Origin of the sequence: Pseudomonas bananamidigenes, assembly GCF_001679645.1 — a bacterium.
Lineage (GTDB): Bacteria > Pseudomonadota > Gammaproteobacteria > Pseudomonadales > Pseudomonadaceae > Aquipseudomonas > Aquipseudomonas bananamidigenes.
This window is the reverse complement of sequence record NZ_LRUN01000023.1, coordinates 1-14638: the sequence shown is the minus strand read 5'-3', so window position 1 is coordinate 14638 and position 14638 is coordinate 1. Positions and strand designations below refer to the sequence as shown.

Sequence of the window (14638 nt, the reverse complement as noted above, 5' to 3'; positions counted from 1 at the left end):
CTTATTGAACCTCGACCACGGAGCCCTGCAACCGCTGCAAGGCATCGTTGACCGCGTCCGGCATCAGCTGGCGCAGGCAGTTGTAATGGCCGAAACGGCAGGTCCGATCGAAACACGGGCTGCAATCGAGGCCCAGACGGACGATTTCCACATGTTCGGCCAGTGGCGGAGTGAAGCCCGGCGAGGTCGAACCGTAGACCGCCACCAACGGGCGATTCAGCGCAGCGGCCACGTGCATCAGGCCGGAATCGTTGGAGACCACGGAGTCCGCGCAGGACATCAGGTCGATGGCTTCGGCCAGTGAAGTGCCGCCACTGAGGTTCACGGACTCTTCGCGCAACCCCGGAATCAGTCGCGCACGGATGTCTTCGCCGACCGCATGATCGTTCTTCGAGCCGAACAGCCAGACCTGCCAGCCTTCGCGAATGCGCGCTTCGGCAACCTTGGCGTAATGCTCGGACGGCCAGCGTTTGGCTTCACCGAATTCGGCGCCGGGGCACAGCACCAGCACCGGACGATCGAGGGTCAGACCGAACTTGGCCAGAGCGGCCTCGCGGGTCACCGGATCGATCTGCAGGCTCGGGCGCGGATAGGGTTTCGGCAGCTCGGCGTTCGGCTCGTAGGCCAGCGCCATGAAACGCTCGATCATCAGCGGATAACGTTCTTTATCCAGCGTGCGCACGTCGTTCAGCAGGCCATAGCGGAATTCGCCACGCCAGCCGGTGCGTTTCGGGATGCCGGCGAAGAACGGCACCAGCGCCGACTTCAGTGAATTAGGCAGCAGGATCGCCTGGTCGTACTGGCCGGCCAGGGATTTGCCGATCCGCCGACGGGTCGCCAGCTCCAGCGCGCCGTGGCCGAGCGGGAAGCTCAAGGCCTTGCGCACTTGCGGCATGCGCTCGAGGATCGGCCGGCTCCACTCGGGGGCCAGCACGTCGATTTCGCACTGCGGGTGGCGCTGCTTGAGACACTGAAACAGTGTCTGCGCCATCACCATGTCACCGACCCAACTGGGCCCAACGATCAGAATATTCATGTGGTTTCCATAAACGAACCGGGGAGGCCTTACGCCTCCCCGTCTCGAGAATCAGCTTAGCCCCAGCTCTCGCCAGATCCGCATCACCTGCCGCCGTTCGTCCGCGAACTGGTCGCCCGGTATCACCCCGGCCTCCTTCTGCAAGGCCTGCCGGTGGGCGGCAGAACGGTAGGCCTTGTAGGCCTCGCGCAACAGGCCGGCGTCTTCGACGGGTATCAACCCTTCGTGCTCCAGCTCTTCCAGAATGCGGATATTGTCCGTCCAGCGCAGCAGCGGTGGGTGACTTTGCGACCACGCCAGGGCCGCGTATTGCACCATAAATTCAATATCGACGATACCTCCGGCGTCCTGCTTGAGGTCGAACGGCGCCGAGGCCTCGAAGGCATTAGCCCCGGTGCCGGCGGCCGTGCTCTTGCTGCCGAGGTTGTCACGCATCTTGGCGCGCATCTCGCTCACTTCCTGTTGCAACTTCGCCGGATCCCGCGTCTTGCCCAGCACCTGGGCCCGCACTTTCTCGAACGCCTGGCCGACATCCTGACTGCCCACCAGTACCCGCGCCCGCACCAATGCCTGATGCTCCCACGTCCAGGCTTCATTTTCCTGATAGCGGGCAAACGCGCCGAGGGAACTGACCAACAGCCCGGACGCTCCGGACGGCCGCAGACGCATGTCCACTTCATAAAGCTGGCCGGAGTTGGTCTGCGCTGTCAGCAAGTGAATGATCCGCTGGCCGAGCCGGGTAAAGAACTGTGCACCATCGATCGGTTTTGCCCCGTCGGTTTCCGCCTGGGGGTCGCCGTCGTGGATGAACACCAGATCCAGGTCCGAACCATGCCCCAACTCGATCCCGCCGACTTTCCCATAACCGACAATGATGAAGCCGGGATCGCACAACGTGCCGTCGGTGCGCAGCGGCGTGCCGTACTTGGCCACGGTCTGGCGCCAGGCCAGGGCCAGCACTTGCTCCAGAATCGCCTCGGCCAGCCAGGTCAGGTAATCGCTGACCTTCATCAACGGCAGGCTGCCGGCGATTTCCGAGGCGGCGACGCGCAAGCGGTGCGCCAGTTTGAAATGACGCAGGGCTTCCATCTGTTGCTCGAGGTCGTCTTCCGGGATCCGGGTCAGACGCTCGCGCAGCTCGGCCGCCAGTTCCGGTGCCAGCGGCGGCTTGAACAGGCGACCTTCGTTGAGCAGCTCGTCGAGCAGCAGCGGGAAACGGGTGATCTGCTCGGCGATCCACGGGCTGGCGGCGAACAGGGTCAGCAAGCGACGCAGCGCACCAGGGTTTTCCGTCAGCAACACCAGGTAAGCCGAACGCCGGGCCACCGCTTCGACCAACGGCAACACCCGTTCAAGCACCAGATCCGGATTGTCGTGCTCAACAGCCTGAGCGAGCAGGCGCGGAATGAAGGCGTCGAGGCGTTCACGACCCAGACGCTGCATCGCCCGCAGTTGCGGACTGCTGCGCAGACCGGCCAACGCCTTCAAGGCCTTGGTGGCGTCGGCAAAACCGCCCTCTTCCAACTGGCGACAGGCGGCTTCTTCGTCCTGCGCCTCCTCCCACAGCGGCAGCCATTCCCCGCCGACCACCACCTCGCAATCGGCGCCCTCTTCTTCATCGGGGTCGGCGATCACTTGCGCAAAGTGCCAGGCCACCCGGCCACGCCAGAACATCAGCTTTTCATGGAAGGCATCCCAGTCGGCGAAACCGAGCATGAAGGCGATGCGCGCCTGATCCTGTGCCGTGTCCGGCAGCATTTGGGTCTGGCGGTCGGCAATCGCCTGGATCGCGTGTTCGGTGTAGCGCAGGAATTCGTAACCTTCACGCAACTCGCTGACCACCGCCGGCGGCAGATAACCCTGCCCTTCCAGCGTGCCCAGCACCTTTAATAGAGGGCGCTGCTGCAGGCTCAGGTCGCGACCGCCGTGGATCAACTGAAAGGCCTGGGCGATGAACTCGACTTCGCGGATGCCGCCGGAGCCCAGTTTGATGTTGTCGGCCATGCCCTTGCGCCGCACTTCCTGCTGGATCAGTTGCTTCATGGTGCGCAGCGCTTCGATCGCCGAGAAGTCCAGATAACGCCGGTAAACGAACGGTCGCAGCATGTCCAGCAACTGCGCGCCCGCCACCTGATCGCCGGCGACCACCCGCGCCTTGATCATCGCGTAGCGTTCCCAGTCACGGCCCTGATCCTGGTAATACTGCTCCAGCGCATTGAAGCTCAGCACCAGCGCACCGGAGGAACCGTACGGACGCAGGCGCATGTCGACGCGAAACACGAAGCCGTCGACGGTGATCGGGTCGAGGGCCTTGATCAGGCGCTGACCGAGGCGGATGAAGAACTCCTGGTTATCCAGCGGACGCTTCACACCGACGGTTTCGCCGCCCTCGGGGTAGGCGAAGATCAGGTCGATGTCCGACGACAGGTTGAGCTCCACCGCACCGAGCTTGCCCATGCCGAGAATGACCATCTGCTGCGGCAGGCCGCTGCGCCGACCGGTCGGCACGCCGAACTGCTGACAATGGCGGCTGTACAGCCATTGATAAGCCTGGTCGATACTGGCGTCGGCCATATCGGAAAGATCGCGGCAGGTCTGCACCAGATCGGCCTGACGAGTCAGGTCGCGCCAGATGATCCGCACCTGATGCCGGGCGCGCTGACGCCGCAGGATGCGGCCCAGTTCGTCTTCCGTTTGTGCAGCGTTCACCGCAGCGGCGATCTGCGCGCACAACTCGCCGGGAGCAAACGGCCGGTCGAGCTCGCCGGACTGCACCAGCGACAGCAACATCAAAGGGTCACGAACACTCTGTTCAATCACGAAATCGCTGGCGGCGGTGACGCGGTCGAATTGCGCCCGGCGTTCCGGAGTCCAGGTGGAGAAGCCGGGATCGTCTTCAAGTCCGGCGATGGCCGTACGGAACGACTGCTCCGATCGACTGACCAATGACAGGAGAATGGCGGGCAGTTCGGCAAGCGCGGGCAGGGTCATGGTCTATCCTTGATCGGCGTATAAATGGCCGCTTGTAGTGATGAATGAAAAACCGCTACGCGAAGGACTGTCGAACAAAAGTGAGAAATAGCTGAAATTTCTTTTTCTTTGGCAGCCAACATCAAACTTTCACCTTTTTCGGATGGCAAAAGACCAACCTTAACGATTATTCTCACAACGCAGCCGGAGGCCACAAGCCTTTCATCTGTAGTTTTACTACTCGTCTATACATTCGAAAGGCTGAAATGCCAGATGATTTGTAGTAAAACTACACGCCGCCGGAACAACCTGTCGGCAATCCAAGAATTTTAAATCGTCTGCCCACAAGGCCAGTCGCAAACTCAGGCAACCGATTCTGGAAGCCTTTCCGCCCTGGAGCAAGCCATGCAAGACCTCGATCCCGTCGAAACCCAGGAATGGCTGGACGCCCTGGAATCGGTTCTCGACAAAGAAGGCGAAGACCGTGCTCACTATCTGATGACCCGTATGGGCGAACTCGCGACCCGCAGCGGCTCGCAACTGCCTTACGCCATCACCACGCCTTACCGCAACACGATCCCCGTTACCCACGAAGCACGCATGCCTGGCGACCTGTTCATGGAACGCCGCATTCGCTCGCTGGTACGCTGGAACGCGATGGCCATGGTAATGCGTACGAACCTGAAAGATTCTGACCTGGGCGGTCACATCTCCAGCTTCGCTTCCAGCGCGACCCTGTACGACATCGGTTTCAACTACTTCTTCCAGGCCCCGACCGACGAACACGGCGGCGACCTGATCTACTTCCAGGGTCACACCTCGCCAGGCGTCTACGCCCGTGCGTTCATGGAAGGCCGCATCACCGAAGAGCAGATGAACAACTTCCGCCAGGAAGTCGACGGTCAGGGCCTGTCGTCCTACCCTCACCCTTGGCTGATGCCTGACTTCTGGCAGTTCCCGACCGTGTCCATGGGTCTGGGTCCGATCCAGGCGATCTACCAGGCGCGCTTCATGAAGTACCTGGAACACCGTGGTTTCATCCAGCCGGGCAAACAGAAAGTCTGGTGCTTCCTGGGCGACGGCGAGTGCGACGAGCCGGAATCCCTGGGCGCAATCTCCCTGGCCGGCCGCGAGAAGCTGGACAACCTGATCTTCGTCATCAACTGCAACCTGCAGCGCCTCGACGGCCCGGTTCGCGGCAACGGCAAGATCATCCAGGAACTCGAAGGCGTGTTCCGCGGCGCCCAGTGGAACGTCAACAAGGTCATCTGGGGCCGTTTCTGGGACCCTCTGCTGGCCAAGGACACCGACGGCATCCTGCAACGTCGCATGGACGAAGTCATCGACGGCGAGTACCAGAACTACAAGGCCAAAGACGGCGCGTTCGTTCGCGAGCACTTCTTCAACACGCCTGAACTCAAGGCGATGGTTGCCGACCTGTCCGACGACGAGATCTGGAAACTCAACCGTGGCGGCCACGACCCGTACAAGGTCTACGCGGCGTACCACCAGGCGGTCAATCACAAGGACCAGCCTACCGTCATCCTGGCCAAGACCATCAAGGGTTATGGCACCGGTGCCGGCGAAGCGAAAAACACCGCGCACAACACCAAGAAAGTCGACGTCGAAAGCCTGAAACACTTCCGTGACCGTTTCGACATCCCGGTCAAGGATGCCGATCTGGAACACCTGCCGTTCTTCAAGCCGGAAGAAGGCAGCGCCGAAGCCCGCTACCTGGCCGAGCGTCGTGCCGCACTGGGCGGTTTCGTTCCGCAGCGTCGTGCGCAGAGCTTCAGCGTGCCGACTCCGGACCTGGACACCCTCAAGGCAATCCTCGACGGTTCCGGCGACCGCGAAATCTCCACCACCATGGCCTTCGTGCGGATCCTCGCGCAATTGGTCAAGGACAAGGAAATCGGCCCGCGCATCGTTCCGATCATCCCGGACGAAGCCCGTACCTTCGGTATGGAAGGCATGTTCCGTCAGCTGGGCATCTACTCGTCCGTCGGCCAGCTCTACGAGCCAGTCGATAAGGATCAGGTGATGTTCTACAAGGAAGACCAGAAAGGTCAGATCCTTGAAGAAGGCATCAACGAAGCGGGCGCCATGAGCTCCTTCATCGCCGCCGGTACTTCGTACTCCAGCCACAACCAGCCGATGCTGCCGTTCTACATCTTCTACTCGATGTTCGGCTTCCAGCGTATCGGCGACCTGGCCTGGGCGGCCGGCGACAGCCGTACCCGTGGCTTCCTGATCGGCGGCACCGCCGGCCGTACCACCCTGAACGGCGAAGGCCTGCAGCACGAAGACGGTCACAGCCACCTGCTGGCTGCCACCATCCCGAACTGCCGCACCTACGATCCGACCTACGGCTACGAGCTGGCGGTGATCATTCAGGACGGCATGAAGAAGATGACCGAAGAGCAACAGGACATCTTCTATTACATCACCGTGATGAACGAGTCGTACCAGCAGCCAGCCATGCCGGCCGGTGCCGAAGAAGGCATCAAGAAAGGCATGTACCTGCTCGAAGAAGACACCCGCGACGCGGCGCACCACGTTCAGCTGATGGGCTCCGGCACCATCCTGCGTGAAGTCCGTGAAGCGGCGAAGATCCTGCGTGAAGAGTTCAACATCGGCGCCGATGTGTGGAGCGTCACCAGCTTCAACGAACTGCGTCGCGACGGCCTGGCCGTAGAGCGCAGCAACCGCCTGAAACCAGGCCAGAAGCCGAAGCGCAGCTACGTCGAAGAGTGCCTGAGCGGCCGTAAAGGTCCGGTCATCGCCTCGACCGACTACATGAAACTGTTCGCCGAGCAGATCCGTCAGTGGGTACCGTCCAAGGAATTCAAGGTCCTGGGCACCGACGGTTTCGGCCGCAGCGACAGCCGCAAGAAACTGCGTCATTTCTTCGAAGTCGACCGTCATTTCGTGGTGTTGGCAGCCCTGGAAGCACTGGCTGACCGTGGCGATATCGAACCTAAAGTCGTGGCCGAGGCCATTACCAGGTTCGGCATCGACCCGGAAAAACGCAACCCACTGGACTGCTGAGGAGAAACTCTGTGAGCGAACTCATTCGCGTACCTGACATCGGCAGCGGTGAAGGTGAAGTAATCGAACTGTTTGTGAAGGTCGGCGACCGTATCGAAGCCGATCAGAGCATCCTGACCCTGGAATCGGACAAGGCCAGCATGGAAGTGCCGGCCCCGAAAGCCGGTGTCATCAAAAGCCTGAAAGTGAAGCTGGGCGATCGCCTGAAAGAAGGCGACGAACTGCTGGAGCTGGAAGTCGAGGGCGCCGCGCAAGCGGCCCCTGCTCCGGCTGCTGCTCCTGCCGCCAAGGCCGAAGCTGCACCGGCTGCCGCTCCTGCTGCTGCCGCGCCAGCCGCTGCCCCTGCTGCCGCTTCGGTCCAGCAAGTGCACGTGCCGGACATCGGCTCGTCGGGCAAGGCCCAGATCATCGAGATCCAGGTCAAGGTCGGCGACAAGGTCGAGGCTGATCAGTCGCTGATCACCCTGGAATCCGACAAGGCGAGCATGGAAATCCCGTCGCCTGCCGCTGGCGTGGTCAAGGCCATCAGCGTCAAGTTGAACGACGAAGTCGGCACCGGCGACCTGATCCTGGATCTGGAAGTGGCGGGGGCTGCGGCTCCTGCGGCTGCCGCTCCGGCCCAGGCTGCTGCTCCAGCCGCTGCCGCAGCGCCGGCCCCGGCTGCCGCGCCTGCTGCTCCGGTTGCCGACAGCGTTCAGGACATCCACGTTCCGGACATCGGTTCGGCCGGCAAGGCCAAGATCATCGAAGTGATGGTCAAGGCCGGCGACAGCGTCGAAGCCGACCAGTCGCTGATCACCCTGGAATCTGACAAGGCGAGCATGGAAATCCCTTCGCCTGCCGCTGGCGTGGTGGAAAGCGTTTCCATCAAGCTGGACGACGAAGTCGGTACCGGCGACCTGATCCTCAAGCTGAAAGTCAAAGGCGCCGCCCCGGCTCCAGCTGCCGCTGCTCCGAGCGCTCCTGCGCCAGCCGCTGCTGCTCCGGCGGTCGCTGCACCTGCTGCTGCCGCTCCGGTTGCTGCTCCAGCCAAGCCGGGCGCGAAAGTTCATGCCGGTCCTGCCGTGCGTCAACTGGCTCGCGAGTTCGGCGTCGAGCTGAGCGCTGTCGGCGCCAGCGGTCCGCACGGTCGCATCCTGAAGGAAGACGTGCAGGCTTACGTCAAAGCCATGATGCAGAAGGCCAAGGAAGCTCCGGCCGCTGCTGCAGGCGCAACCGGTGGCGCGGGCATCCCGCCGATTCCGGTCGTCGACTTCAGCCGCTTCGGCGAAATCGAAGAAGTGCCGATGACCCGCCTGATGCAGGTCGGCGCCGCCAACCTGCACCGCAGCTGGCTGAACGTGCCGCACGTGACGCAATTCGACTCGGCGGATATCACCGAGCTGGAAGCGTTCCGCAACGCACAGAAAGCGGTTGCAGAAAAGGCCGGCGTCAAGCTGACCATCCTGCCGCTGCTGCTCAAGTCCTGCGCGCACCTGCTCAAGGAACTGCCGGACTTCAACAGTTCGCTGGCGCCAAGCGGCAAGGCGATCATCCGCAAGAAATACGTGAACATCGGCTTCGCCGTCGACACCCCGGACGGCCTGCTGGTACCGGTCATCAAGAACGTCGACCAGAAGAGCCTGCTGCAACTGGCCGCCGAGGCCGCTTCCCTGGCTGAAAAAGCCCGGACCAAGAAGCTCTCGTCGGACGAGATGCAAGGCGCCTGCTTCACCATTTCCAGCCTCGGACACATTGGCGGCACCGGCTTCACGCCGATCGTCAATGCGCCGGAAGTGGCGATCCTCGGTGTTTCCAAGGCAACCATCCAGCCAGTCTGGGACGGCAAAGCCTTCCAGCCGAAACTGATGCTGCCACTGTCGCTGTCCTACGATCACCGTGTGATCAACGGCGCCGCCGCTGCACGCTTCACCAAGCGTCTGGGCGACCTGCTGGCGGACATCCGCACCATCCTGCTGTAAAGCGCTCGCCCTCCGGCAACGGAGGGCCGACCGCGTTCCACGTTTTCGAGCGCCACACGCTCGTACCTCAACCCCGTCACCTGACGGGGCTTTTTTTGCCTGCAATAACCATCGACCACACTTTTCCCACAACTTGTGCTGATTTCAGCCACAAGCCAAATCCACTTCCATTAGATATTTTTCATAACCATCCAACTAACCTTGGATCACCAAAATCAGCTACCCACTATTCAATCACCCACTTGCAATCAATATTTATTCGAATGGAATCGAACATGCTGAAGCCGACTGTCGGCCCTATTATCGGGCACACCACAACTAACCAGGCACGCATATTCTTGCGGGGTGAGTTCCAGGAAAATGCCGCCGTATTTGCCGGCATCCGTTATCGGGTCACCGATTCAAAACAATGGGAGAAGAGTCGATTCATCCAGCTTGATGCGAAACGGGACATGTCCGGCGTATTGATTCTGGACAACTTGAGCGCCGACACCGATTACGAATACCAGACTGGATGGTTCAGCCCGATGAACCCGGCCCACACTCTCGAAAGCGTGGCGGAGTTGCCGCTGCAATGGCCCCGGGAGACGTACCGCCTGCGTACCCGCAGCAAGCGGCCACTGACGCCTCGCGCTTACATCCTCGGCTCCTGCCGCTATCTTCGCCTGACCGCGGGCATCCCTGTGCTGCCCCAGCTCGGTGACCGGATCTTCGCTTCGATCAGCCAATTGATCGAAGGCGCACAACCACCGGTGAGCGCGATCATGATGAGCGGTGACCAGATTTACGCCGACGACTTGAACGTGATTGCACCCGATCGTGAATATAAAGAGTTCATTGCAAAATATCGCGCGGCCTTTTCCCAACCCAACATCCGGCGACTGATGTCCGGCACTTCGACTTATATGATTCTCGACGATCATGAAATAGAAGATAACTGGCCGACGCGCGCCGGCGAATCCGATGAGGCATTGTTTCGCAATGCAATGGTCGCTTATGAAACTTATCAAGCCAGTCATGGCCCGGCCTGTTCGCTGGCAACTAACGGGCAAGTGGATCACGCTTCGCTGAAGCACTACTGGTATCCATTCAGCGATGGCGATATCGAATGGTTCGTCACCGACAGTAGAACCCGTCGCAACTTGTCGGACGATAACCGCCAGATGATCGATGACGAGCAGGAACAAGCCTTGTGCAAGTGGTTGATCGAGAGCAACGCACGGGTCAGGTTCGTGGTCACCAGCGTCATGCTCTACCCTGACCGCAAGATCAACAGCGCAGACGCCTGGGGAGGCTTTCCCGAGCAACGCTTGCGTCTGCTGGAATTCATCCGCCGGCACCGGATCCGCAATGTCATGTTCATCAGCGGCGACGTGCATGGCTCACTGACGGCCCGCCTGACCCACAGCCAGGATCCCGACTTCGAAGTGCACACCATCGTTTCTTCACCGCTGCACAACAGCAAACTGTTGCCCTATGCCACGACCTCGACATTCATTCTCGATCAACCGCTGGCGCGCACCGACACGGGAGAGTATCGACACGAGCTGACCAGTCAGGTCATCAGTCAGGATAATTTTGCCCACATGGTGGTCGAGCCAGGGCACATCCAGGTCAACTACCATGACCGGGATGGCAAACACCTGCAAACGGTCAACATTCCCCTTCGCTGAATGAAACGGCATCACTGTCAAAACCGATCGAAGGCTCTGGAACAGCACTTTCCGGGCAGCTCTCGATTACTTTCCGCCACTCGCTGGAGAAATGCCCGCCGCAGCCGACATATTCTTATAGCACTTGGCCTTCATCTCTCTTGTCAGTCGGTGCCGCAATGATGCAACCTTGCCGCAGACAACAGTAAAGAGGGCGAGAGCCCGGCGCGTTCAGCAAATTTCCAAGCGAGTTCCCTTCATGAAGAGCCAACCCGATGCCGCCAGCCGTATGGCGGCCGAGGTAGTGACGCAGTTGCCTGTGCCCTCGCGGCTCGGCATGCTGCGTTTCGAGCGCCTGAATGAAGCCAGTTGGGCGATGCTGTTTCTCGATCCCAACTGCGAACGCCAGTTCGGCCAGCCCGCCGTCGAACTCTGCGCCCTGGTCGGCTCGCCCTACGCCAGCCTGATGGAGCCCGAAGCACGCTATCAGCTGCACGACGCGATCCAGCAGCAACTCGGCCAAAGCCCGCATTATCTGGTGCGCTACACCCTGCACACCGCCGCCGGCGCCTTGAGCATTCTCGAACTCGGCGAGGCCTACAAACAGCACAACCGTCACTTGCTGCGCGGTTACCTGCTGGCGGTCGACGACGTATTTGACGAGGCGCCGGCACTGCCGTCCGTCGACCTGGAAACCCAGAATTCACGCCTGCAGATCGCCCTTGAGCTCAATCAGCGCGCCCAGCAGGAACAGCTGCAGCATCTGGAGCGGGTCCGCGCCCAGCAGGACCTGATCCTGTTGCTGGCCCGTCAGCGCTACAGCAGCCAGAACTCCCTGCAGGAAGCCGCCGAACTGATCACCCGCTGCGCCTGCGATATCTACGAAATCGACTGCGCCAGCCTGTGGAACCTCGAAGGCCAGAAGCTGGTGCCGATCTCGGCGTATCACCGCGCCACCCAGGAATACATCCTGCCGGACGCCATCGACGTCAGCGGTTTTCCCGATTACATGGAAGCGCTGCACGGCAGTCGCGCCATCGACGCGCACAACGCGATGCGCGATCCGCGCACCCGGGAGATGGCCGAAGCCCTGCGTCCCCGTGACGTCAATGCCATGCTCGACGCCAGCATCCGCGTCGACGGCCAGGTGGTCGGCGTGCTGTGCCTGGAGCAGACCGGCGTCACCCGCGCCTGGCAGTCCGACGAAATCGCCTTTGCCGGTGAACTGGCCGACCAGTTCGCCCAGGTCATCAACAATCACAACCGGCGCACCGCCACCAGTGCACTGCACCTGTTCCAGCGGGCGGTGGAGCAAAGCGCCAACGCCTTTTTGCTGGTCAATTGCGACGGCGTGGTCGAGTACGTCAACCCGAGCTTCACCGCCATCACTCAGTACACCACCGAGGAAGTCCACGGCCAGCGCCTGTCGGAACTGCCGGCGCTGGAAAACCTCAGCGAACTGCTGTTCGACGCGCCCTCTTCGCTGGCCAAGAGCAACAGCTGGCAGGGCGAATTCAAGAGCCGCCGCAAGAACCTCGAACCCTACTGGGGCCAGTTGTCGATCTCCAAGGTCTATGGCGACAACCGTGAGCTGACGCATTACATCGGCATCTACGAAGACATCACCCAGACCAAACTGGCGCAGCAGCGCATCGAGCGTCTGGCCTACACCGACAACCTCACCAACCTCGGTAACCGGCCTGCATTTATCCGCAATCTGGACGAACGCTTCGCCCGAGACAGCGATACCCCGATCAGCCTGCTGCTGGTGGACATCGACAACTTCAAACGCATCAACGACAGCCTCGGCCACCAGACCGGCGACAAACTGTTGATCAGCCTGGCCCGGCGCCTGCGCAACAGCCTGAGCCCGAGCGGCAGCCTGGCGCGGTTCGCCAGTAACGAATTCGCCGTGTTGCTGGACAACACGGACCTGGAAGCCGGCCAACAGATCGCCAGCCAACTGCTGATGACACTCGACAAACCGATGTTCGTCGACAACCAGTTGATCAGCGTCACCGGCTCCGTGGGCCTGGCCTGCGCGCCGTTGCATGGCCGCGACCCGCAGACCCTGATGCGCAACGCCGGCCTCGCCCTGCACAAGGCCAAGGCCAACGGCAAACATCAGGTGCAGGTGTTCACCGAAGCGCTGAATGCCGAGGCCAGTTACAAACTGTTCGTCGAAAACAACCTGCGCCGCGCCCTGACCCAGAACGAGCTGGACGTGTTCTACCAGCCCAAACTGTGCCTGCGCAGCGGTCGGCTGCTGGGCATGGAAGCGCTGCTGCGCTGGAACCACCCGGAACGCGGCATGATCCGCCCGGACCAGTTCATCAGCGTCGCCGAGGAAACCGGCCTGATCATTCCGATCGGCAAGTGGATCGCCCGACAGGCCTGTCGCATGAGCAAGGCGCTGACCGCCGCCGGCATGGGCAATCTGCAAGTGGCGATCAACCTGTCGCCCAAGCAGTTCTCCGACCCGGATCTGGTGGCCTCCATCGCCAACATCCTCAAGGAAGAAGCGCTGCCGGCCAATCTGCTGGAACTGGAGCTGACCGAAGGTCTGCTGCTGGAAGCCACCGAAGACACCCATTTGCAGCTCGACCAGCTCAAGCGTCTGGGCCTGACCCTGGCCATGGACGATTTCGGCACCGGTTACTCGTCGCTCAGTTACCTGAAGAAATTCCCGATCGACATCATCAAGATCGATCGCAGCTTCATCCACGAAATCCCGGACAACCAGGACGACATGGAAATCACCTCCGCCGTGATCGCCATGGCCCACAACCTGAAACTCAAGGTCGTGGCCGAAGGCATCGAGACCGCCGAACAACTGGCGTTCCTGCGCCGCCACCGCTGCGACGTCGGCCAAGGCTACCTGTTCGACCGGCCGATTCCGGGCAGCGAGCTGATCCAGGCGCTCAAGCGCTACCCGCGCGGCCCGCTCTGCCTGTAACCCACTGGCACTATCCGCACACTTTGCCTGGTGATTAACTTGGCATCATTGGGCACACTGGTGGTCTGCTTATTTACATCCCATCCTGACTGAGAGGAACGATCATGGTTCTGCGCTCGGAAATTCTGGTGAACAAAAACGTGCTACCGACAAAAGATCAAGCTCTGCCCGGCCGCGAAACCCCGATGACCTTGCCGGAAACCCACTTTGTTTTTACCGATACGCCGCTGCTCGGCCCGTTCTTTGACGACGTCGATTTCGCGATCTTCGGCCTGGGCTGCTTCTGGGGGGCGGAACGTCGCTTCTGGCAGCGCGAAGGCGTGGTCAGCACCGTGGTCGGCTACGCCGGCGGCTACACGCCGAACCCGACCTACGAAGAAGTCTGCTCGGGCCTGACCGGCCACGCTGAAGTGGTGCTGGTGGTGTTTGACAAGGCCAGGGTCAGCTACGAAGAGTTGCTGGCGATGTTCTGGGAATTGCACAACCCGACGCAGGGCATGCGTCAGGGCAATGACATCGGCACCCAGTACCGCTCGGTGATCTACGCCACCACGCCAGAGCAACTGGATGCGGCGCGCAAGAGCAAGGCCGTGTATCAGGCTGAGCTGTCGAAAGCCGGTCTGGGTGAAATCAGCACCGAGATCGAACAGGCACCGACCGTTTACTTCGCCGAGGCCTATCACCAGCAGTATCTGGCAAAAAATCCGGAAGGCTACTGCGGGATTGGCGGCACCGGTGTGTGCATGCCACCGAGCCTGGCAGGCAACTGACCACCTCAACCGATCGTTCCCACGCTCTGCGTGGGAATGCCTCAATGGACGCTCTGCGTCCGCTGTTGGGACGCGGAGCGTCCCGGGCTGCATTCCCACGCGGAGCGTGGGAACGATCGGCGATCAATAGAGATCAGCTCTCGGCGATCAGCCAATCCATCTGCCACCCACCCTGGGTCTGCCCAAGTTTTTTGGACAGCCACGGCAGCAGCTCACGCAATTCTTCCTCCAGCCCCCACGGT

9 protein-coding genes are annotated in these 14638 nt (G+C 61.3%); 5 read left to right on the top strand and 4 right to left on the bottom strand.

All coding sequences use genetic code 11. From position 1 onward, the window contains the following. Position 1 precedes the first annotated feature (1 nt). Genes waaF through BBF94_RS28235 form a run of 3 tightly spaced genes read right to left on the bottom strand, consistent with a single transcriptional unit; the run spans position 2 to position 4149 of the window. Positions 2-1036, bottom strand: coding sequence for a lipopolysaccharide heptosyltransferase II (gene waaF / locus BBF94_RS09120; protein WP_065258720.1), 1035 nt, complete (start codon positions 1034-1036; stop codon positions 2-4). A 51-nt stretch (positions 1037-1087) separates the two neighbouring features. Then, positions 1088-4027: a bifunctional [glutamate--ammonia ligase]-adenylyl-L-tyrosine phosphorylase/[glutamate--ammonia-ligase] adenylyltransferase gene (glnE, locus tag BBF94_RS09115; protein WP_065258719.1), complete on the bottom strand. Its 2940-nt coding sequence runs from the start codon at positions 4025-4027 to the stop codon at positions 1088-1090. Further along, complete coding sequence (locus BBF94_RS28235) at positions 4024-4149, bottom strand: hypothetical protein (protein WP_256574488.1); 126 nt, start codon at positions 4147-4149, stop codon at positions 4024-4026. Before BBF94_RS28235 ends, glnE begins: the two co-directional genes overlap by 4 nt. A 262-nt stretch (positions 4150-4411) precedes the next feature. Here BBF94_RS28235 and aceE point away from each other — a divergent pair, with 262 nt between their 5' ends. The 5 genes from aceE (at position 4412) to msrA (ending at position 14396) form a co-directional block, all read left to right on the top strand. After that, positions 4412-7057: a pyruvate dehydrogenase (acetyl-transferring), homodimeric type gene (aceE, locus tag BBF94_RS09110; protein WP_065258718.1), complete on the top strand. Its 2646-nt coding sequence runs from the start codon at positions 4412-4414 to the stop codon at positions 7055-7057. Between the two features lie 11 nt (positions 7058-7068). Further along, a complete protein-coding gene (aceF, locus tag BBF94_RS09105) occupies positions 7069-9018 on the top strand; it encodes a dihydrolipoyllysine-residue acetyltransferase (RefSeq protein WP_065258717.1) in 1950 nt (649 codons plus the stop codon). 275 nt (positions 9019-9293) lie between these two features. Then, positions 9294-10691 carry an alkaline phosphatase D family protein gene (locus tag BBF94_RS09100; RefSeq protein WP_065258716.1) on the top strand — a complete coding sequence of 466 codons (1398 nt, stop codon included), beginning with the start codon at positions 9294-9296 and terminating at the stop codon, positions 10689-10691. 238 nt (positions 10692-10929) lie between these two features. After that, positions 10930-13626, top strand: a complete 2697-nt coding sequence (locus BBF94_RS09095) for a sensor domain-containing phosphodiesterase (RefSeq protein WP_065258715.1) — start codon at positions 10930-10932, stop codon at positions 13624-13626. Between the two features lie 104 nt (positions 13627-13730). Then, entirely contained in the window at positions 13731-14396 is a 666-nt protein-coding gene (gene msrA, locus BBF94_RS09090; RefSeq protein ID WP_065258714.1) for a peptide-methionine (S)-S-oxide reductase MsrA, read from the top strand. A 133-nt stretch (positions 14397-14529) separates the two neighbouring features. Here the strand turns inward: msrA and rlmJ are convergent. Continuing rightward, on the bottom strand, positions 14530-14638 hold a 109-nt coding region (gene rlmJ, locus BBF94_RS27545; RefSeq protein ID WP_141676566.1), incomplete at its 5' end, for a 23S rRNA (adenine(2030)-N(6))-methyltransferase RlmJ.